Genomic DNA, 19,530 nt, shown 5'->3' with positions numbered 1-19,530 from the left:
CGGACGCGGAATAGCCTAAAGTCTGTATTTCTGTCGCGATCGTCCGGAGCTTTTTTATTTATGGATACCCTGTCTGATGGGGTGGCGTTGTTACGCAGTCACCACTCGTATTTTGCAGGGTTGAAGGCGGGCGGCAACTGGGCGCTGGATTTTCCACCACCGGGTGGCATCAAGTTCAACGCGGTGGTGGAGGGGGAGTGTTGGCATGGCACCTCAGGCGTATCTGACCCGCTGGCGCATGCATTTGGCGGTACAGGCGTTGAACACCTCCAGCAGCAGTGTGTCCTGCATCGGCCAGGCATTGGGTTATCAGTCGGACAGCGCATTCAGCAGTGCTTTCAAACGTTTGATGAATTGCTCACCGCGAGAGTACCGCGAGCGGAAACTACACAAGGACGCCTCTGATGAACGCTACCCGGCAGCACAGGATCAAGGTCAACGGCATTGAGTTAAGTGTGCAGGTCACGGGAGCCGACGAAGGTCCGCCGATCTGGCTGCTCCACGGTTTCCCGGAATGCTGGCACTCCTGGCGCGAGCAGATTCGCGCATTGGCGGCTGCGGGTTACCGAGTGTTCGCCCCGGAAATGCGCGGCTACGGCCAGACAAGTTCGCCCGCGGCGATCGCCGATTATGATCTGCTGACCCTGTGCGGGGATATCCAGCAGGCCATGGACCATTTTGGCCATGCGCAGGTGGTGATGGTCGGCCATGACTGGGGGGCAGTGGTGGCCTGGCACCTGGCGCTGCTCGAACCCGAGCGTGTCACGCGCTTGATCACGATGTCCGTGCCATTCGCTGGGCGCGCGCGGCGTCCGGTCATCGAAATCATGCGCGAGCTGTATGCCGACCGTTTCAACTACATCCTGTATTTCCAGGAGCCTGGCGTTGCCGAGCAGGAGTTGAACGCTGACATCGAGCGCACGTTGCGCCTGTTCATGCAGGATCAGGATGTGTTTTTGCAAAAGAAACCGCCGAGCGCCAGGTTACTTGAAGGCGTTCCAGCCCCCGGCGCACTGCCGCAATGGTGTTCCCAGGCCGATCTGGACGTCTACGTAAAAACCTTCGCCGACCACGGTTTTCGTGGCCCGCTGAACTGGTACCGCAACTTCGAACGCAACTGGCAACGCACCGAATGCCTGGCTGGCCAGCAGGTGTTGCAACCCACGCTATTCCTCATCGGTGACCGCGACCCAGTCGGCGTGTTCGAGGCGCACACGCTCAAACGCATGCCCGATTCAGTGCCTCACCTTGAACAACACGTGCTGCCCAGCTGCGGCCACTGGATCCAGAACGAACAAAGCCAGCAGGTCAACACGCTGATGCTCGCGTTCCTACGAAAACCGTAACCCCAACCCGATCAAAATGTGGGAGCGGGCTTGCCCGCTCCCACATTTTGATCGGCGTCGTGTTCTAAACCACTTCCAGATATGAACTATGAATCGCCTGCGCCAACTCCCGAACCGTGTCAATAAATTCCGTCAACCGGCTATGCAACCCATCCTCAAGAATCTCATCAATGCCCGTATACCTGAGCCGCGCCTCAAACTCCGCGGCCAACCGCTGCGCCGTGCGCCCGTAACTGCCGGGCAAGTCCGCCAGGATGTGACTCAACTCCTCGATACACGCATGCAACGAACGCGGCACATCGCTGCGCAACAACAGCAACTCTGAGACCGAGCGAGCATTCAACGCATTTGGATACAACTCGGTATACGCCTCGAACGACGACAACGCTCGGAGCAGGGCGCTCCATTGGTAATAACCGCGTGCCGACAAGTCACTGACTTCTTCCGACTCCTCGCCAAACATCTCATAGCGTGCATCCAGCAGGCGCAAGGTGTTATCCGCACGCTCTACGAAGGTGCCCAGGCGGATAAACCGATAGGCGTCATTGCGCATGATCGTCCCGGAGGTGGCCCCCCGGAACAGGTGCGAACGCTGCTTGACCCAATCACAAAAGTGGCTGATGCCATGCCGCGCCAGGCCGCCCGCGGCGATGCTGCGCATTTCCAGCCAGGTGGCGTTGAGGTTTTCCCACATGTCGGCGGTGATCCGCCCGCGTACCGCATGGGCATTGCCGCGCGCGGCGCGCAGGCAGTTGTAGATGCTGGCGGGGTTTTCTTCGTCAAGGGCGAAGAAGTGCAACATGCGCTCGGCATCCAGTTGCTTATGCCGCTCAAGGTAGTTGTCCAGGGTGCCGCTGCTGAGCAGCGACATGGCCAGTTCATCCAGGCCATCACTGCGCCCGGCCTGGGGCATCAACGACAGGGAATAACTGACCTCGAGCATCCGCGCCAGGTTCTCGGCGCGCTCCAGGTAACGGGACATCCAGTACAGGTCTGCGGCGGTTCTACTCAACATACTCAGTCCTCCACCACCCAGGTGTCCTTGGTTCCGCCGCCTTGCGACGAGTTGACGATCAGTGAGCCTTCCTTCAGCGCAACACGGGTAAGACCACCCGGTACCAGGCGGGTTTCCTTGCCCGACAGCACAAAGGGCCGCAGGTCGATATGGCGCGGAGCAATGCCGTTCTCGACAAAGGTGGGGCAGGTGGACAGGCTCAGTGTGGGTTGGGCGATATACGCGTGGGGTCGGGCCTTGATGCGTTGGCGGAAGTCCTCGATCTCGGCGGCGCTGGAGGCCGGGCCGACCAGCATGCCGTAGCCGCCGGAGCCTTGGGTTTCCTTGACCACCAGTTGCGGCAGGTTGGCCAGAACGTGGGACAGTTCATCGGGTTTGCGGCACTGGAAGGTCGGCACGTTTTGCAGCACCGGTTCTTCATCCAGGTAGAAGCGGATCATCTCGGGCACGTAGGGGTAGATCGACTTGTCATCAGCCACGCCGGTGCCGATGGCATTGGCCAGCACCACGTTGCCGGCGCAATAGGCGGCCACCAGGCCGGGCACGCCAAGCATCGAATCGGGGTTGAAGGCCTTGGGGTCGAGGAAGGCGTCGTCGATACGCCGGTAAATCACGTCGACCGGCTTGGGGCCGTCGGTGGTGCGCATGAACACCTTGAGGTCCTGCACGAACAAGTCCGCGCCTTCCACCAGTTCCACGCCCATTTCCCGGGCCAGGAACGCATGTTCGAAGAATGCACTGTTAAAGCGCCCTGGCGTCAGCACCACCACGTTGGGGTTGTCCAGGCGGCTGGAGCTTTTCAGGGTCTTGAGCAGCAGGTTGGGGTAATGGTCCACCGGCGCGATACGCTGCTTGGCGAACACCTCGGGGAACAGGCGCATCATCATCTTGCGGTCTTCGAGCATGTAGCTCACGCCGCTGGGGGTGCGCAGGTTGTCTTCAAGCACGTAGTAGGTGCCGTCACCATCGCGCACCAGGTCGACACCGGAAATATGCGAGTAGATGTCGCGGTGCAGGTCCAGGCCGACCATCGCCTTCTGATAACCCTCGTTGCCCAGCACCTGTTCCGCCGGAATGATCCCGGCCTTGATAATGCGCTGGTCGTGGTAGATGTCGGCAAGGAACATGTTCAGCGCGTTGACGCGCTGGATACAACCGCGTTCGATCAGGCTCCATTCACTGGCGGGGATGCTGCGGGGGATGATGTCGAAGGGGATCAGGCGCTCGGTGTCTTGCTCGTCACCATACAGCGTGAACGTAATCCCGGCGCGGTGGAACAGCAAGTCGGCTTCACGGCGACGCTGGGCCAGCAGTTCCGGCGGCGTATTCGCCAGCCAGCGGGAGAAGTCTTGATAATGTGCACGGCACGCGCCGTTTGCGTCATTCATTTCATCGAAGAAAGATCGAGCCATTCCAGTACCTTGTCAGTGCCGAGGATTGCCAAGTGGCACTGCCGCTTCAAAAAACGCATTTTTATAAGGCCGTGGCTGAAGGTGCCAACCGGCCTGGTCCTTACTTTCTTATGGGGTCGGCTCTGGGTCGGTGGGTAACGAATGCTCCTGTAAGCGGGCAAGGCAGGTGAGTGATGAAAGGGTTAAGCAATGCCTGTGCCGAAACCACCAATAACCCTATTGCAGTGAGCGGGCTTGCCCCGCGCTGGGCTGCGCAGCGGCCCCAAAAAAAACGGGAGCGCTACGCACGCCAGCGCCGGGCAGGCTCGCTCACTACAAAATGCGCCAGATTGGTGCGCGAACTAACTTGAACTTCGCCAGCGCCCCTTCCTTCTAAACAGACTCGATCCAAAACGGAACACGCATGTGCCCAGAATCATCTCCCCCCAATCCCCAGAATCGACCCTGACCGATCACAGTGAACACAACGCCAAGATCTTCGGCTCACCCAAAGACCGCCTCGACTTTTACCGGCGCGAGATACAGTACGAAACCACGATCCTGGCCAACCGCACCGACGCCTACCTGACGGCGCAGTCGTTCCTGGTGATCGCCTTTGTCTCTGGCATGGGCAATCTCAACCCGGAATGGGGCAAATTGTTCACACTGTTGGTCCCGCTGTTCCTGGCGCTCCTGGGCATTCTGAGCTCACTCAACGCGTGGCCCGGCATACGCGCGGCGTATGACATCATCGATCACTGGCACTTCAAGCAGAGCGAACTGCTGCGCAGCGAGCCGGTGATGGGCTTGGCTTATGACGAGTCGCCGCTGTTTTCCGAAGTGGAGTCCTCGCACAAGGGCTACCGCAAATCCTTGCTGTTCTCGGTGCGTACACCTTGGATCTTCATGGTGTTCTGGATAATGCTCGCCGCCTATGCGTTCTACATCCAGGTCGATAACCCAGGCTCTTAAGCAATTTGAACTTCATTGGCCAGGGCGTGACCTTACCTTTACGCAGGCAGTATTTTCCCAACACTGCGAAGAGGTGACCCATGAGCACACACGACGATCCCCAAGTCAGCGGGCGCAACGACCCGGCCATCGACGGCGGCGAACCCGCGCCAGGTACTGCAGCCGACGCGCCAAAAGATCCGGCACCGGCCAAAGACCCCAAGGCTGAAGAAAACGACTACAGTCCAGACTTCGAGCCTGAGCCGGAGCCCAAGGCTGAAACCGATGCCGATATCGATACCCAAGGCGGTTAGAGGAGACGGTGATGTCAAAAGAACTTGATGACGAACTCAACGACCCAGGCAATGAAGACCCTGGCTCGTTGATGGATGACGCAGAAGTGCCGCTCAACGATCTGGATGAAGCGGCGGATGTGGGCAAGACCGAGAATCAGGACTGAGTGCTCACCTGGCGCTCGCGGCGGCGGGCCGGATCCGTAGTGTCCCCTGGCATCCATGCACATGCAGTCAGAGGGACCTCTCAACGCTCCAGCAACAAGCGCTCCAAGGTTTCCACGGGTAACGGCCGGCTGAACAGGTAGCCTTGGATCTGATCACAACCGGCCTCCTTCAAGAACGCCAACTGCGCCCGGGTTTCCACGCCTTCAGCCACTACCCGCAGGTTGAGGCTGTGGGCCAGTTCAATGATGGTGCGGGTGATCGCCGCGTCCTGCGGGTTGCTGGTGACTTCGCGGATAAACGCAATGTCGATCTTCAACGTATCGATAGGAAAACGCCGCAGATACGCCAGGCTCGAATAGCCGGTGCCGAAGTCATCGATGGAAATCTTCACGCCCATCGCGTGCAGGCGCTGCAGGCTGGCGATGGTGTGCTGGGTGTTTTCCATCAAGGAGCCTTCGGTCAGCTCCACTTCGAGCCAATGCGGCTCGACCCCGGTTTGCGCCAGAGTGCGCGCGATATCGGCAATCAGGTCGCCTTCGATCAGTTGATGGCCGGAGACGTTCACCGACACCTCCACCGCACCAATGGCCCCACGTTGCCACTCGGCAATCTGTTGGCAAACCTGCTCTATCACCCAGCGTCCCACAGGTAAGATCAGCCCAAGGCGCTCCAATATCGGCACAAACACGGCCGGGGATACGGGGCCGTAGTCGGGCCTCTCCCAGCGCAGTAACGCTTCGAGGGCGCAAAGGCGGCCGCTGGCGATATCGACCTTGGGCTGGTAATGCACGGTGAAGTCTTCGCGCTCGACGGCGTGGCGCAAGGCATTTTCGAGGTCCTGAAGGGCCAAGTCATGCACGTTCACTCCCGTTTGCCGTTGCCCCAGCTCGCGCGAATGGCTTGCCAGGTCGCCACGCTCTTTGAGCCGCAGCAGGTTGCGCACTCGCAACCACAACTCGACACGTTCTACCGGCTTGCTGATGAACTCCTCGGCGCCGGCCTCCAGCCCACTGACACGGGCGCTCTGCTCACTGAGGGCGGATAACATGATGATCGGGATACCCGCGGTGGTTTCATCACCCTTTAATTGGCTGGCGACTTCATAGCCGTCCATGTCCGCCATCATCACGTCGAGCAGGATCAGGTCCGGGGGCTGCTGCGCCACCAACTGCAAGGCTTCTTCACCGCTGCTTGCACTCAGGGTCTGGTAGCCTTCGTGCTGCAGCAGGGTTTCCAGGAGTTTGCGCACCTGGGGGTCATCATCAACGATCAACAACGTCGCGGGTTGGCTGGCCATGGAGCGGACTCATGTGAGGGGTCTGTTGGGCGTTTGCAGCAAGGTGTCGATCAGTTGGTACAGCTCTTTGTAACGCAACGGCTTGGTGATGTAGGCGTCACAACCGGCGAGCCGGGTCTTTTCGCGGTCTTCTTTCATCGCCATGGCCGTCAAGGCGACCACCGGGATGTGTGCGGTCAGCGGGTCTTGCTTGAGCAGCGCAGTGGCCGCCAAGCCGTCCATGCCGGGCAGTTGGATGTCCATCAGGATCAACGCCGGTTGTTGTTCGCGGGCCAGGGTCAGGCCGGTTTCGGCATCGGGTGCCCACAGCACCGTGTGGCCGGCATTCACTAACAACAGGCGCGCCAGGCGCATATTGGCTTCATTGTCTTCAATGATCAGGATCTCGGCCATGCTGCCTCCGGCGTGCGATGCAGCGGCAACCACGCGACAAACCGCGCGCCACAGCCTTCACGGCTGGCCACGGCTACACTGCCGCCGTGCAAATCCGTCAGTTGCTTGACCATCGCCAGCCCCAGGCCGGTGCCTTCGAATTTGCGCGCCAGGCTGCTGTCGATCTGGCTGAACGCCTTGAACAGCTTGCCCATGTCGCCTTCAGCGATACCAATCCCGGTGTCGCTGACGCTCAACTCGAGGAACTGTTGATGCGCACTGTCGGGCAAGTCGAAGCGGTACACCGGCCATTCGCCGGGAATCTGCCCGACCTGCTCGCGGGCCACCTGGCGCACCATCAGCGTCACTGAGCTGCCGTGCTCGCTGAACTTCACCGCATTGGCCAGCAGGTTGTAGACGATCTGCTTGGTCTTGCGCAGGTCCAGTTCCAGACAGCCGAAGTCTTCAGGGCTTTCCAGCTTCAGTTGAATACGTTGCAGCGCGGCCTTTTCCCGCACGATCAACAGACTGTTGGCCAACAAGCCGGAAAGCTCCGCGCTCTCCAGTTCCAGCTCCATCATGCCGGCCTCGACCTTGGACAGGTCGAGAATGTCGTTGATCAATGACAGCAAATGCTGGCCGCTGGTGAAGATATCACCGATGTACTCGCGCTGGGTCTCGCTCATTTCCCCGACCAGCCCGTCCTTGAGCGCCTCGGAAAAACCGATTACCGCATTCAGCGGCGTGCGCAGTTCGTGGGACATGGTGGCGAGGAACTCGGACTTCATGTGGCTGGCGTGCTCCAGCTCCAGGTTCTTCTCTTCCAGGGCGCGCTCGAAGCCTTTGCGTTCGGCTTCTTCCCGCTTGCGCGCGGTGTTGTCGGTGCCGATCAGCAGGTAACCGATGATCGTGTCATGCCGGTTACGCAAGGCGGTCACCGACACCATGGCCGACAGGCGACTGCCATCCTTGCGGATATAGGTCAGCTCGTAGATGTCTTCAATACCCCGGGAGGCCTTGAACACCAGCGCTTCGAACCCCGGCGTGATCGGCGTGTCCAGTTCCTGGCTGAGCGCGGCAGCGCGGGTGACCAGTTCGATGGGGTCGGAAATATCGGCGGGGGTGATGCGGTTGACCACATCGGCGGCGGCATAGCCGAGCATGCGTTCGGCGCCTACATTGAAGATTTGGATCACGCCTTTCTCATCGGTGGCGATGCTCGAGAAATAGGCGCTGTTGAAGATCGCGTCTTGCAGGGCGCCGGTCTTGAGCAGGGTTTTCTGGCGTTTGAACTCGACGATTTTTTCGGCGCGCGATTGCGGCTGTTCGGGGAGCGGTGTGTCCATCGCAGGGCGTTCCGTGGTGTCCAGGCCCGCCGTCGTCAATCGGCGATGGCGCAGAGCATGCTCACAGCAGATCGCTTGGCGGCGACGAGGAGGAGATGAGGTCCTTGGACAATAGCAGAGATTGTGGCGTTTTGATGGCTGGGCAAAGGAGAAATACCTTCGAATGGATATATTCGATCCGAAAACAGTGTTTTTCGAATTTAAACGTGATGAAACGTTTCATCTGTCGACAAATGGTCAACGCAAGCGCTTGCGTAAGAAAATGTATCTGAATTAGAGTCGGCCCACTTGATTACAAAAATAATAATCCCAGGAGCTCATTCATGAGCCTTGAACCCTTGCTTGAGATGCAGGGCATCAGCAAAACCTTCAATGGTTTGCGCGTGCTCAAGAATGTCGGCCTGAAGGTCTACCCCGGCGAAATCCACGCCTTGATGGGGGAGAACGGCGCCGGCAAATCGACCTTGATGAAAATCCTTTCCGGCGCCTATCAAGCCGACCCCGGCGGTGAAATCCGCATTGCCGGCCAGCCCATCCCCACCTTCGACCCTGCCACCGCCAAAGCTCTCGGCATTGCCGTGATCTATCAAGAACTGAGCCTGTGCCCGAACCTGAGCGTGGCCGAGAACATCTACCTGGGCCGCGAACTGCGGCGTGGCTGGACCATCGACCGCAAAGGCATGGAGGCCGGGTGCATCGAAGTGCTGCAACGCCTTGGCGCGGAGTTCACCCCGTCAACGCGGGTCAGCAGCCTGTCGATTGCCGAGCGCCAACTGGTGGAAATCGCCCGCGCCTTGCATGGCCACGCCAAGATCCTGGTGATGGACGAACCCACCACACCCTTGTCGTCCCGCGAGACTGATCGTTTGTTCGCGCTGATCAAACAGTTGCGCAGCCAAGGTTTGGCGATCATCTATATCAGCCACCGCATGGCCGAGATCTACGAGCTGTCGGACCGCGTCTCGGTGCTGCGTGACGGCCAATACATCGGCGAGCTGACCCGCGAGGCGCTGTCGGCCGACGTGCTCGTGAAAATGATGGTGGGCCGCGACCTGTCGGGGTTCTACAAGAAGGAACACGCCGCGTATAACCCCGGCAACGTGGTGATGCGCGTGCGCGACATGGCTGATGGCAAGCGCGTGCGCAGCTGTAGTTTCGACCTGCATGCCGGCGAAGTGCTCGGGATTGCCGGCCTGGTCGGGGCAGGGCGCACCGAACTGGCACGGCTGATCTTTGCCGCCGACCCACGCACCTCCGGTACCTTGGAAGTAGTCGGCAAGACCATCACCCAACTGCGCACCCCGGCGGATGCGATTCGCGCCGGCGTCGTTTACCTCACCGAAGACCGCAAGGCTCAGGGCCTGTTCTTGGACATGAGCGTGGCGGACAACATCAATGTCTGCGCGTGTGTACCGGATGCCCATGCCGGTGGTGTGCTCGATCGTGGCCATGCGGCGCAACGCGCCAGGGACGCGATCAAGTCACTGTCGATTCGCGTGGCGTCGGGCAAGGTCAATGTCGGCGCGCTGTCCGGCGGCAATCAGCAAAAGGTGCTGCTGGCGCGGCTGTTGGAGGTCAAGCCGCATGTGCTGATCCTCGACGAACCCACACGCGGCGTGGACATCGGTTCCAAGTCCGAGATCTACCGCATCATCAATCAACTGGCGCAAGCCGGTGTGGGCATTGTGGTGATTTCCAGCGAGTTGCCGGAAATCATCGGCACCTGCGACCGCGTGCTGATCATGCGCGAAGGCCAGTTGGTGGCTGAAGTCGGCGGGGCGTCGGGCCAGGTTATTTCCCAAGAACGTATTATTGACCTCGCCACCGGTGGCGATCAGGTGGTTGCCCATGGCTGAATTGAACGTTGCAACAATAGGTAAAGCTGAACGCGCACGCGAGTTGATGCGCACCGTCGGCATGTTGCCGGTACTGATCCTGTTGCTGGTGGGCTTTGCCCTGGCTAGCGAGAACTTCCTGACAGTGCAGAACCTGTCGATCATCTCTCAGCAGGCCTCGGTGAATGTGGTGCTGGCGGCAGGCATGACCTTTGTGATCCTCACGGCGGGTATCGACCTGTCGGTGGGCGCGATCCTGGCCGCGTCGGCGGTGGTGGCGTTGCAAGCGTCGATGTCGCCGCAATTCGGCATGTTCGGGATTGCTGCCGGTATTGGCTTCGGGCTGTTGCTGGGCCTGGTCAACGGCGGATTGATCGCCTTTATGCGCCTGCCGCCGTTTATCGTCACCCTCGGCGCACTCACCGCCATGCGCGGTTTGGCGCGCCTGCTGGCCGATGACAAGACCGTTTTCAACCCCGACCTGCCGTTTGCGTTTATCGGCAATGACTCGGTGCTCGGTGTGCCCTGGCTGGTGATCATTGCCGTCGCGGTGGTAGCGCTGTCGTGGTTCATCCTGCGCCGGACGGTGATGGGCGTGCAGATCTACTCGGTGGGCGGTAACCCGGAAGCGGCGCGATTGTCGGGGATCAAGGTGTGGAAGGTGCTGCTATTCGTCTACGCCATGTCCGGTGCGTTGGCCGGGCTGGGCGCGGTGATGAGCGCTTCGCGCCTGTTCGCGGCCAACGGCCTGCAACTGGGGCAATCCTATGAGCTGGACGCGATTGCCGCGGTGATCCTCGGTGGCACCAGCTTTACCGGCGGCGTCGGCACCATCGGCGGCACACTGATCGGCGCGCTGATCATCGCGGTACTCACCAACGGCCTGGTGCTGCTAGGTGTGTCGGATATCTGGCAATACATCATCAAGGGCATCGTGATCATTGGCGCAGTCGCGCTGGATCGTTATCGCCAGTCCGGTGCTCGGACCTGATTTCACTCATACAACAATCACAAGAGAGACCCGCATGAACGTCAAACGTATCTTTCCCGTTATTGCCTTGGCTGCCTTGATGTCCCAAGCCGTCGAAGCGCGCGAACTCAAAGCCCTCGGCATCAGCATGGGCTCGCTGGGCAACCCGTATTTCGTGACCCTGGCCGATGGCGCCACCGCGCGGGCCAAGGAGCTAAACCCCAACGTCAAGGTCACCTCGGTGTCGGCCGACTATGACTTGAGCAAGCAGTTTTCGCAGATCGACAACTTTATCTCGTCCAAGGTCGACCTGATCCTGATCAACGCGGTAGACCCGTCCGCCATGGCCTCGGCCATCAAAAAAGCCCGCGACGCGGGCATTGTCGTGGTCGCCGTGGATGTCGACGCCAAGGGCGTGAACGCCACGGTGCAGACCGACAACGTCGAGGCCGGCAAGCTGGCCTGCCAGTACCTGGTGGATAAGCTCGGCGGCAAGGGCAATGTGATCATCCAGAACGGCCCGCAAGTCACTGCTGTGACCGACCGCGTCAAAGGGTGCAAGGCGGCACTCGCCAGTGCGCCGCAGATCAAGGTGCTGTCCGATGACCAGGACGCCAAGGGCTCGCGCGAAGGTGGCTTGAACGCCATGCAGGGTTACCTGACGCGCTTCCCGAAAATCGACGGCCTGTTCGCGATCAACGACCCGCAAGCCATCGGCAGTGACCTGGCGGCCAAGCAACTCAAGCGCAGCGGCATCATTATTACCTCAGTGGACGGCGCGCCGGATATCGAGAATGCGCTGAAGACCGACACGCAAATCCAGGCGTCCGCCAGCCAGGACCCTTGGGCCATGGCGCAGACCGCGGTGGACGTGGGCAATGACATTCTCAACGACAAAGCCCCAGCCGAAGCGGTGACCCTGCTCACGCCAAAACTGATCACCCGTGACAACATCGGTACGTACAGCGGTTGGTCGAGTAAACGTTGAATCAGTGAGAGGAACAGCGCCGTGGTCACCATGGATGACGTCGCAAGCAGGGCGGGGGTGTCGACATCAACGGTGTCCCATGTGTTGAACGGTACCCGCAAGGTCAGCCCGGCCACGGTGCAAGCGGTGCAGCAGGCAATCCAGGCACTGGGGTACATCCCCAACACCCTGGCGCGCTCGCTGGCGCGGTCAAGTACCAGCACGATTGGCGTGGCGATCTCGGCGCTGTCCAACCATTACTTCAGTGAAACGGTGCACGCGATTGAAACCGAATGCGCCAAGCACGGTTACATGATGCTGTTTGTCGACACCCACGACGACCCGGAGCAGGAGCTGCGGGTGGTCACGGCGCTGCATCATCGGCGTGTCGACGGGATTGTGCTGGCCCCCTCGAACGGCTCAAAAGCGCTGGAATACCTGCGGGCCAACGAGATTCCAGCGGTGCTGGTGGACCGCATGATGAGCGAGCAGTTTGACCAGGTCGGGGTGGACAACGCCGAGCCCACCCAGGCCCTTATTGAACATTTGATCGCCCATGGTCACCGCCGCATTGGCTTTATCGCCGGGCGCGAGGGGTTCAGCACCACCGATGAGCGAGTGGCCGGTTACCGCGCAGCGTTGCACGTGGCGGGGCTGGCGTTTGATCCACAACTGTTGGTCAATGGCGGCTCCAACACCGAGCCGGCACGCCTGGCCACGGCGCAGTTGCTGGGCCTGGCCGCGCCGCCCACGGCAATCATGGCCGGCAACAACCTGATGACCCTTGGTGCCATGCACGCGCTGCGTGACGCACATATCGCCGTGCCGGGGCAGATGGCCTTGGTCGGCTTTGATGATTTTGACTGGGCGGACTTTTTCGTGCCGCGCCTGACCTTGATCGCTCAACCGGTCAAGGCACTCGGCGCTCGCGCTGTCGGCCTGTTGTTGCAGCGCATGGCTTCGCCCACGGCACCGCCCCAGAGCGTGCGCCTGGCGCCAACCCTGCAATTGCGTGACTCATGTGGCGGTAGTTGATTGGAAAATTACGTATGAACCTGCCTGTTTCCCTCGGAATAGACCTCGGCACCTCTGAACTCAAGGCCATCCTGATGGACCTTGACGGTAGGGTGCTGGCCCACGCTGGCGTGCGTTTGAGTGTGTCGCGGCGCCACAGCGGCTGGTCCGAGCAAGCGCCGGAAGATTGGTGGCAGGCGTGTGTTAAGGCGTTGGGGCAACTGCGTGCGCACGAGGGGTTTGGGCGTGTGGCGTGTATCGGCCTGTCCGGGCAAATGCACGGTGCTGTGTTGTTGGGGGATGACAACCGCGTGTTGTATCCCGCAATCCTGTGGGACGATTCCCGCGCGATCACTGAAGCTGAACAGTTGGGGGCGGGGTTTGCCGACGTCACGGGCAGCCTGCCCATGGCCGGGCTCACGGCGCCGAAATTGCTCTGGTTGCAACAGCATGAGCCTGCGGTATTCAAGGCCATCGACTGTGTGCTGTCACCCAAGGACTACCTGCGTTTGCGCCTGAGTGGCGAGCGTATCAGCGAGATGTCCGACGCTGCCGGGACGTTGTGGCTGGATGTGGCACAGCGTGAGTGGTTCGCCCCGATGCTGCGCGCTACGGGCCTTGTGCCGGAACAGATGCCCAGGTTGGTCGAAGGCGGCGCCGCGAGTGCGGGTTTGACGGCGACCGAGCTGGGGCTGTCGACTGACGTAGTGCTTGCGGGCGGCGGTGGCGATAACCCGGTGGCCGCCGTGGGTATCGGTGCGATCAACGCAGGCGATGGCTTCATCACCCTCGGCACCAGCGCGGCGATTGTCGCAATCACTGACCACGCTGCCGGCAACCCGGCCAGTGCCGTGCACAGCTTCTGCCATGCGTTACCCAACCGTTGGTACACCATGGGCGCGATGCTGGCCGGTGCCAGTTGCTTGCGCTGGGTGACGCGGCTGACCGGCACGGCGGATGAGCAAACGTTGTTGGGCCAGGTGCAACTGCAGTTGCCAATCGGGCAGCCTGTGCCTTTGAACACACCGCTGTTTCTACCGTACCTCGCCGGTGAACGTACCCCCCATAACGATCCGTTGCTGCGCGGTGGGTTCATGAGCCTGGGCCATGACTGCACGCCCGCCATGCTCGGCTACGCGGTGATGGAAGGTGTGGGCTTCGGTTTGCTCGATGCCTTGCACGCCGTGCAATCGGCGGGTGCGAGTGTGGGGGCATGCGCCCTGGTGGGGGGCGGGGCGCGCAGTGAATACTGGGCACAGTTGCTGGCGAATATCCTGCAGCGAGAAATCTTCACCTTGCACGGCAGTGAGTTGAGTGCGTGTATTGGCGCGGCGAAGCTGGGGTTCCTGGCGATTGGGCAGGGGGAGGCGTTGTTGCAGGCAGGGATGCCCGTGAAGGCGAGGTATTTGCCAGATGCAAATCAACGGTCAGTGCTGGATGCGCGTTATCGTAAGTTCCGAGGCTTATTGGCAGCAGCCAAAATACTGCACGAATAAACGAAACAGTTCTAGTTGTGGGAGCTGCCCCGTTAATCCCCCAGTGGCGGCAATCGCCGTTTCACCGGGGTCTTCTTGACGATCGCCGTGTTGGTTTCGGCATACGCGTTAAGCCGGTCAAGCAAACTGTCCAGATGATCCATGGTGCGCACATGCAGCCGCGCAATAAAACAATCCTCGCCCGTGACCTTGTCGCACTCCGTGAACTCGGGGATGGCCTGGATCTGGCGCTCCACCTCCTGCAATTTGCCGGGTAACGGGCGGATACGCACGATGGCCTGCAACAGGTAGCCAAAATGCTTGGGGTCGATATCCACGGTGTAGTGGGTCAACACGCCGCGCTCTTCAAGACGCCGCAAACGCTCGCCAACACTGGGCGAGGACAGCCCGGTAATGCCGGCCAGGGCCTTGAGCGACAAGCGTGAGTCGTCCATCAAAGCGGCGATCAGTTGCTGGTCGATGGTGTCAATCATGGGGTCCGCCTAATAAGTAAAGGTCATCCAGGTGTTTGACCTTTTTTAGTCACTGGAGCCGCTCTCAAGCAGATTGCCATAATTGAGCCTCACTTGAGGAGCCTTAATCATGGACACATCCATTCGTCGCGGGTCGTGGGAAATGGTCGCCGCCATGCTGATCTCAGGCACCATTGGCTGGTTTGTATTGGTCTCTGGCGTGTCGGTGATCGAAGTGGTGTTCTGGCGCTGCGTGATCGGCGGGCTGACACTGTTGCTGGTGTGCGCGATGTTCGGGTACTTGCGACTGGACCTGCTCAGTTGGGCCAAGGTCGGGCTGGCGATGCTCAGTGGCGTGGCGATTGTCGGTAATTGGTTGTTGCTGTTTGAGTCCTATTCCCACGCGTCAATTGCCATCAGTACGGCGGTGTACAACGTGCAGCCGTTCATGTTGGTGATGTTGGCGGCGGTGTTCCTGGGTGAAAAAATCACCGTGCAGAAGCTCGCGTGGCTGAGCGTGGCGTTTCTCGGGATGTTGGCGATTGTTACCGCCCATGGCGATCAGCAGAGCAGCGGCGGGGATTACCTGGCGGGTATCGCGCTAGCGTTGGGCGCAGCGTTTTTGTATGCAATTGCAGCGTTGATCATCAAGCGTTTGAAAGACGTACCGCCACATTTGATGGCGTTGATCCAAGTTGCAACCGGGGCGGTGCTGCTGGCGCCTTTGGTGCCCTGGAGCGGCCTGCCAACTGCGCCAAACGCCTGGGCCGCACTGGTAACGCTTGGCGTAGTGCACACCGGCTTGATGTATGTGTTGTTGTATGGCGCGATCCAGAAGTTGCCGACGGCCATCACCGGAGCACTGTCGTTTATCTACCCGATCGCGGCCATCTTCGTCGACTGGATTGCCTTCGGGCATCGCCTCGGCTGGCTGCAATGGCTGGGGGTAGCGGCGATTCTGCTGGCGGCTGCGGGGTTGCAGCGGGGCTGGTGGTGGCCCCGCTCCCACAGGGTTAGTGCGTGCCCTGAAAGATGATGTTTTGCGGGTTGAAATGCTCCACCGCGCTGCCCGGTTGCGGCAAGCCAAGGATATGCCCCTTGATCTTGCCCACCACGTGCATCTCGCACGGCTTGCAGTCGAACTTCAAGGTCAGCACTTCATCGCCATGGATCAACTGCATCGGCGCTACCTTGGTCTTCACACCGGTGACACCCTTGGCCTGTTTGGGGCACAGGTTGAACGAGAAACGCAGGCAGTGCTTGGTGATCATCACCGGCACTTCGCCGGTTTCTTCATGGGCTTCGAAGGCGGCGTCGATCAGCTTCACACCGTGACGGTGGTAGAAGTCGCGGGCTTTCTGGTTGTAGACGTTGGCCAGGAACGACAAGTGCGCTTCCGGGTAAACCGGCGGCGGCGTGGTTTCGGCTTTGCGGCCACCGCGCGGGTGAGCGGCGATGCGGGCGGCGGTCAGCGCTTCAATCACTTCGCGGCGCAGTGCCTTGAGCTGTGAGTTGGGGATGAAGAACGCTCGCGGTGCATCCAACTGGATGTCTGTCGCGTGGTATTCAGTGGTCCCCAGTTGGCCGAGCAGGTCGCGCAGGGTGTCCAGCGCCTGTTCCGGCTTGTTGGCCACGCCGAACGGGCCGGGCAGGGTGACGCTGGCGCTGATGCCTTCTTCGCTGGTCGCGGTGACTTCCAGTTGGTCTTCACGCAGGCGAGCGGCCCACGCCAGGCCGATACGGCGCTCGGCGGAGGTCTTTTGCAAGGCCTGCTGCCAGTTATGATCCAGGTTGCGGTTCAGCGGATGGTTCGGGCGCAGTTGATGCAGGCCGGCCGGCATTTCATTCGGCTCGACGCGGTAGCGGTAGCGTTTCTCGCCGTCTTCCTCGAACTCGCCTTTAGGCTCAGCGATGTTGGCGCGGAAACCCACGACTTCACGCTTGACCAGCACATTGAGGCCGTCGCCGTTGGACAGCGGCTCATGGGTGACAACCTGCAAGTCGCGCTTGCCAGCTTTTTCCACCACACCCACCGGCAAGCCGGTAAACGTCGGGGTGTCGAAGGCGCCGATGTCGATCTTGCGGTCGCTGACGAAATAATCAGTGCTGCCACGGTGGAAGGTTTTTTCCGGGTCGGGCAGGAAGAAATGCGCCGTACGGCCGCTGGAAGCGCGAGCCAGGTCCGGGCGGTCTTCAAGAATCTCGTCGAGACGCTGGCGGTAATAGGCGGTGATATTCTTCACATAGCCCATGTCTTTGTAGCGGCCTTCGATCTTGAACGAGCGCACGCCGGCTTCGACCAGGGCGCGCAGGTTGGCGCTCTGGTTGTTGTCTTTCATCGACAGCAGGTGCTTTTCAAAAGCCACGACGCGGCCCTGGTCATCCTTCAAGGTGTATGGCAAGCGGCAGGCCTGGGAGCAGTCGCCACGGTTGGCGCTGCGGCCATTTTGCGCGTGGGAAATGTTGCACTGCCCGGAGAACGCTACGCACAGGGCGCCGTGGATAAAGAACTCAATGGCCGCATCGGTTTCATCAGCGATAGCGCGGATTTCCTGCAGGTTCAGCTCACGGGCCAATACCAGCTGCGAGAAACCGGCCTGATCGAGGAACTTGGCGCGGCCGAGGGTACGAATGTCGGTCTGGGTGCTGGCGTGCAGCTCGATGGGCGGAATATCCAGCTCCATCACGCCCAGGTCTTGCACGATCAATGCATCGACGCCGGCGTCGTAAAGCTGATGGATCAGCTTGCGCGCGGGTTCCAGCTCGTTGTCATGCAGGATGGTGTTGATGGTGGTGAACACCCGCGCGTGGTAGCGGCGTGCGAACTCCACCAGGGAAGCGATCTCGCTCACTTCGTTACAGGCGTTATGGCGCGCGCCGAAGCTCGGGCCGCCGATGTAGATGGCGTCGGCGCCATGCAGGATGGCCTCGCGCGCGATAGCGACATCGCGGGCAGGGCTGAGCAATTCGAGGTGATGCTTGGGCAAGGACATAGTTTTTTTAGTCAGGCTTGTCACGGTTGAGGCGCGCATTGTAGCTGTGAAACGCTGGGCAGGCACCTACCGCAGGGCCGACCGCCGGTGCTCCCCATGCTTTGAGGGGGCAAACCCAATCAACTGTGGGAGCGGGCTTGCTCGCTCCCACATTGTTGACCGAGTGCGGCTTAGGCCTTGGCAGCCATCGCGGTGACTTCCACACGCATGCCTTCTACCGCCAACGCCGCCACACCCACCGCCGCGCGCACGGGCCAGGGCTTGGCGAAGAAGCGTTTGTAGACTTCATTAAAAGCGGCGCGATCGGCCATGTCGGTGAGGTAGATGGTCAAGTGCATCACCCGGTCCATCGAGCTGCCAGCCTTTTCCAGCGCGACCTTCAAGGCTTCTAGCGTGCATTCGCTTTGCAGGGTGATGTCGCCCAGTTCCAGGCTGCCATCAGCGCGGGTCGGGATCTGGGTGGACACCAGTATGCCGTTGAAGCCGATCACATCCGATGAAATCGAGTCGGCATCTGGATCAGGGGTGTAGTGCAGGTCGTGGTTGGCCATGGGCGCCTCGCGTTGGCAGGTTCAGAAAGGCGCCCATGGTCCTCGAAAACGACAGCAGGGGCAAACTACGCCCAGCGGCGGAACAGCACACTGGCACTGCTCGACGCAAAGCCCTGAATGACGGGGGCTCCAGCAATAATCTGGCGCCAGAAAATAAAATTTTTTTCCCCGTCAAGTCGCGTATTACGCAGCCGATAGCCAATAAAGAAATCAGTTTTCCGCACGGCTGAGGGTACGTCATGTTCAATAAAGCACTCAAAACAGAACTGGCGGCCAGGAAGGCCGAATCCACCGAGTACAAAGGACTGATCGTCGCACTGGAACGCTCCATGGCCGTGGTCGAATTTGACCTCAATGGCAAGGTGCTGCTGGCCAATGATAACTTTCTCAAGACCATGGGCTACAGCGCTGCTCAATTGAGCGGCAAATCCCACCGCGACTTTTGCTTGCCGGCGCTGACCAGCAGTTCGGCCTACAGCCAATTCTGGAGTGATTTGAAGGCGGGCAAATTTGTGTCAGGCACCTTCAAGCGGGTCGATGCCAACGGCAAGACGGTCTGGCTGGAAGCGAGCTACAACCCGGTCCTGGATGAACACGGCCAGGTACTGAAAGTGGTCAAGTACGCCTTGGACGTCACCGCCAAAGTGGAACAGGAAGCGGCCGCTTCCAGCAAACTGGTCGCGCTGGACCGGGCGATGGCCGTGATCGAGTTTGACCTCGGCGGCAACGTATTGGACGCGAACGCCAACTTCTTGAGCGTGATGGGTTATTCGCTGGCGGAACTCAAAGGCAAACACCACCGCCTGTTTTGCGAACCGACCCTGGTCAACAGCGGTGAATATGCCGACTTCTGGGGGCGCCTGAACAATGGCGAATTTTTCACCGGGCAATTCAAGCGCCTGGGCAAACATGGCCGGGTGGTATGGCTGGAGGCCAGTTACAACCCGGTTTACGATGGCGACGGCAAGTTGACCAAGATCGTCAAGTTCGCCAGCGATATCACCGAGCGTGTTGAGAAGTTCGAGGAAGACTCCCGTGGCGCTTCACGGGCTTACCATATCTCGTCCGAGACC

General features: G+C 60.4%; 18 protein-coding genes and 2 pseudogenes. 12 read left to right on the top strand and 8 right to left on the bottom strand.

The features are described from left to right. Window positions 1-199: 199 nt before the first annotated feature. Together AACY08_RS14025 and AACY08_RS14020 are read left to right on the top strand one after the other, a co-directional pair. Window positions 200-448: pseudogene (locus AACY08_RS14025) on the top strand (helix-turn-helix transcriptional regulator); the annotation flags it as partial. Then, window positions 405-1,346 carry an alpha/beta fold hydrolase gene (locus AACY08_RS14020; protein WP_339469952.1) on the top strand — a complete coding sequence of 314 codons (942 nt, stop codon included), beginning with the start codon at window positions 405-407 and terminating at the stop codon, window positions 1,344-1,346. The pseudogene AACY08_RS14025 and the gene AACY08_RS14020, both read left to right, overlap by 44 nt. 64 nt (window positions 1,347-1,410) lie before the next feature. Here AACY08_RS14020 and AACY08_RS14015 read toward each other — a convergent pair whose 3' ends face one another. Further along, on the bottom strand, window positions 1,411-2,361 hold the full coding sequence (locus AACY08_RS14015) for an alpha-E domain-containing protein (protein WP_049708363.1): 951 nt from the start codon (window positions 2,359-2,361) through the stop codon (window positions 1,411-1,413). Between the two features lie 2 nt (window positions 2,362-2,363). Beyond that, window positions 2,364-3,773 carry a circularly permuted type 2 ATP-grasp protein gene (locus AACY08_RS14010; RefSeq protein WP_339469951.1) on the bottom strand — a complete coding sequence of 470 codons (1,410 nt, stop codon included), beginning with the start codon at window positions 3,771-3,773 and terminating at the stop codon, window positions 2,364-2,366. 405 nt (window positions 3,774-4,178) lie between these two features. Here AACY08_RS14010 and AACY08_RS14005 point away from each other — a divergent pair, with 405 nt between their 5' ends. From AACY08_RS14005 to AACY08_RS13995, 3 genes are all read left to right on the top strand, one after another. Then, window positions 4,179-4,724 (top strand): hypothetical protein, encoded by a 546-nt coding sequence (locus AACY08_RS14005; protein WP_339469949.1) that lies wholly within the window; start codon window positions 4,179-4,181, stop codon window positions 4,722-4,724. An 80-nt stretch (window positions 4,725-4,804) separates the two neighbouring features. Continuing rightward, a complete protein-coding gene (locus AACY08_RS14000) occupies window positions 4,805-5,017 on the top strand; it encodes a hypothetical protein (RefSeq protein ID WP_049708360.1) in 213 nt (70 codons plus the stop codon). 11 nt (window positions 5,018-5,028) lie between these two features. Further along, window positions 5,029-5,163, top strand: a complete 135-nt coding sequence (locus AACY08_RS13995; protein ID WP_339469948.1) for a hypothetical protein — start codon at window positions 5,029-5,031, stop codon at window positions 5,161-5,163. 80 nt (window positions 5,164-5,243) lie between these two features. On the opposite strand, the gene AACY08_RS13990 is transcribed toward AACY08_RS13995, so the two are convergent. The 3 genes from AACY08_RS13990 to AACY08_RS13980 are packed head-to-tail and all read right to left on the bottom strand — an operon-like array spanning window position 5,244 to window position 8,179. Further along, a complete protein-coding gene (locus tag AACY08_RS13990; RefSeq protein WP_339469946.1) occupies window positions 5,244-6,461 on the bottom strand; it encodes an EAL domain-containing response regulator in 1,218 nt (405 codons plus the stop codon). A gap of 9 nt (window positions 6,462-6,470) precedes the next feature. Next, a complete protein-coding gene (locus AACY08_RS13985; RefSeq protein WP_339469945.1) occupies window positions 6,471-6,854 on the bottom strand; it encodes a response regulator in 384 nt (127 codons plus the stop codon). Further along, window positions 6,839-8,179, bottom strand: a complete 1,341-nt coding sequence (locus AACY08_RS13980; RefSeq protein WP_339469944.1) for a sensor histidine kinase — start codon at window positions 8,177-8,179, stop codon at window positions 6,839-6,841. The genes AACY08_RS13985 and AACY08_RS13980 overlap by 16 nt, the downstream gene beginning before the upstream one ends. A gap of 323 nt (window positions 8,180-8,502) precedes the next feature. Here AACY08_RS13980 and AACY08_RS13975 point away from each other — a divergent pair, with 323 nt between their 5' ends. Genes AACY08_RS13975 through xylB form a run of 5 tightly spaced genes read left to right on the top strand, consistent with a single transcriptional unit; the run spans window position 8,503 to window position 14,461 of the window. Then, window positions 8,503-10,035, top strand: coding sequence for a sugar ABC transporter ATP-binding protein (locus AACY08_RS13975; protein WP_339469943.1), 1,533 nt, complete (start codon window positions 8,503-8,505; stop codon window positions 10,033-10,035). Continuing rightward, entirely contained in the window at window positions 10,028-11,005 is a 978-nt protein-coding gene (locus tag AACY08_RS13970; RefSeq protein ID WP_339420213.1) for an ABC transporter permease subunit, read from the top strand. The genes AACY08_RS13975 and AACY08_RS13970 overlap by 8 nt, the downstream gene beginning before the upstream one ends. Window positions 11,006-11,039: 34 nt before the next feature. Next, window positions 11,040-11,972, top strand: coding sequence for an ABC transporter substrate-binding protein (locus AACY08_RS13965; RefSeq protein WP_339469942.1), 933 nt, complete (start codon window positions 11,040-11,042; stop codon window positions 11,970-11,972). 21 nt (window positions 11,973-11,993) lie between these two features. Next, entirely contained in the window at window positions 11,994-12,986 is a 993-nt protein-coding gene (locus AACY08_RS13960) for a LacI family DNA-binding transcriptional regulator (protein WP_339469941.1), read from the top strand. 14 nt (window positions 12,987-13,000) lie between these two features. Then, window positions 13,001-14,461 (top strand): xylulokinase, encoded by a 1,461-nt coding sequence (gene xylB / locus AACY08_RS13955; protein ID WP_339469940.1) that lies wholly within the window; start codon window positions 13,001-13,003, stop codon window positions 14,459-14,461. A 32-nt stretch (window positions 14,462-14,493) separates the two neighbouring features. Here xylB and AACY08_RS13950 read toward each other — a convergent pair whose 3' ends face one another. Further along, window positions 14,494-14,934, bottom strand: a complete 441-nt coding sequence (locus AACY08_RS13950) for an Lrp/AsnC family transcriptional regulator (RefSeq protein WP_049708345.1) — start codon at window positions 14,932-14,934, stop codon at window positions 14,494-14,496. Between the two features lie 109 nt (window positions 14,935-15,043). On the opposite strand from AACY08_RS13950, the gene AACY08_RS13945 reads away from it, so the two are divergent. Further along, window positions 15,044-15,949 carry a DMT family transporter gene (locus AACY08_RS13945; RefSeq protein ID WP_339469938.1) on the top strand — a complete coding sequence of 302 codons (906 nt, stop codon included), beginning with the start codon at window positions 15,044-15,046 and terminating at the stop codon, window positions 15,947-15,949. Here AACY08_RS13945 and AACY08_RS13940 read toward each other — a convergent pair. Then, on the bottom strand, window positions 15,927-17,906 hold the full coding sequence (locus tag AACY08_RS13940) for a peptidase U32 family protein (RefSeq protein WP_339469936.1): 1,980 nt from the start codon (window positions 17,904-17,906) through the stop codon (window positions 15,927-15,929). The genes AACY08_RS13945 and AACY08_RS13940 overlap by 23 nt on opposite strands. A gap of 170 nt (window positions 17,907-18,076) precedes the next feature. Further along, window positions 18,077-18,457, bottom strand: coding sequence for a RidA family protein (locus tag AACY08_RS13935; protein ID WP_339420219.1), 381 nt, complete (start codon window positions 18,455-18,457; stop codon window positions 18,077-18,079). Window positions 18,458-18,696: 239 nt separating this feature from the next. On the opposite strand from AACY08_RS13935, the pseudogene AACY08_RS30465 reads away from it, so the two are divergent. After that, a pseudogene (locus AACY08_RS30465) lies at window positions 18,697-19,464 on the top strand (PAS domain-containing protein); the annotation flags it as partial. Between the last annotated feature and the right edge of the window lie 66 nt (window positions 19,465-19,530).

The organism is Pseudomonas sp. EL_65y_Pfl1_R83 (assembly GCF_963970695.1).
Classification (GTDB): Bacteria; Pseudomonadota; Gammaproteobacteria; order Pseudomonadales; family Pseudomonadaceae; genus Aquipseudomonas; species Aquipseudomonas tritici.
Note: the sequence above shows the minus strand (reverse complement) of the source record. Positions and strands in the feature narration are given on the sequence as shown.

Bases quoted from the DNA above. Each gene is read 5' to 3' on its own strand.
- AACY08_RS14020 (WP_339469952.1), top strand. From the start codon at position 405: ATGAACGCTACCCGGCAGCACAGGATCAAGGTCAACGGCATTGAGTTA.
- AACY08_RS14015 (WP_049708363.1), bottom strand. From the start codon at position 2,361: ATGTTGAGTAGAACCGCCGCAGACCTGTACTGGATGTCCCGTTACCTG.
- AACY08_RS14010 (WP_339469951.1), bottom strand. From the start codon at position 3,773: ATGGCTCGATCTTTCTTCGATGAAATGAATGACGCAAACGGCGCGTGC.
- AACY08_RS14000 (WP_049708360.1), top strand. From the start codon at position 4,805: ATGAGCACACACGACGATCCCCAAGTCAGCGGGCGCAACGACCCGGCC.
- AACY08_RS13995 (WP_339469948.1), top strand. From the start codon at position 5,029: ATGTCAAAAGAACTTGATGACGAACTCAACGACCCAGGCAATGAAGAC.
- AACY08_RS13990 (WP_339469946.1), bottom strand. From the start codon at position 6,461: ATGGCCAGCCAACCCGCGACGTTGTTGATCGTTGATGATGACCCCCAG.
- AACY08_RS13985 (WP_339469945.1), bottom strand. From the start codon at position 6,854: ATGGCCGAGATCCTGATCATTGAAGACAATGAAGCCAATATGCGCCTG.
- AACY08_RS13980 (WP_339469944.1), bottom strand. From the start codon at position 8,179: ATGGACACACCGCTCCCCGAACAGCCGCAATCGCGCGCCGAAAAAATC.
- AACY08_RS13975 (WP_339469943.1), top strand. From the start codon at position 8,503: ATGAGCCTTGAACCCTTGCTTGAGATGCAGGGCATCAGCAAAACCTTC.
- AACY08_RS13970 (WP_339420213.1), top strand. From the start codon at position 10,028: ATGGCTGAATTGAACGTTGCAACAATAGGTAAAGCTGAACGCGCACGC.
- AACY08_RS13965 (WP_339469942.1), top strand. From the start codon at position 11,040: ATGAACGTCAAACGTATCTTTCCCGTTATTGCCTTGGCTGCCTTGATG.
- xylB (WP_339469940.1), top strand. From the start codon at position 13,001: ATGAACCTGCCTGTTTCCCTCGGAATAGACCTCGGCACCTCTGAACTC.
- AACY08_RS13950 (WP_049708345.1), bottom strand. From the start codon at position 14,934: ATGATTGACACCATCGACCAGCAACTGATCGCCGCTTTGATGGACGAC.
- AACY08_RS13945 (WP_339469938.1), top strand. From the start codon at position 15,044: ATGGACACATCCATTCGTCGCGGGTCGTGGGAAATGGTCGCCGCCATG.
- AACY08_RS13940 (WP_339469936.1), bottom strand. From the start codon at position 17,906: ATGTCCTTGCCCAAGCATCACCTCGAATTGCTCAGCCCTGCCCGCGAT.
- AACY08_RS13935 (WP_339420219.1), bottom strand. From the start codon at position 18,457: ATGGCCAACCACGACCTGCACTACACCCCTGATCCAGATGCCGACTCG.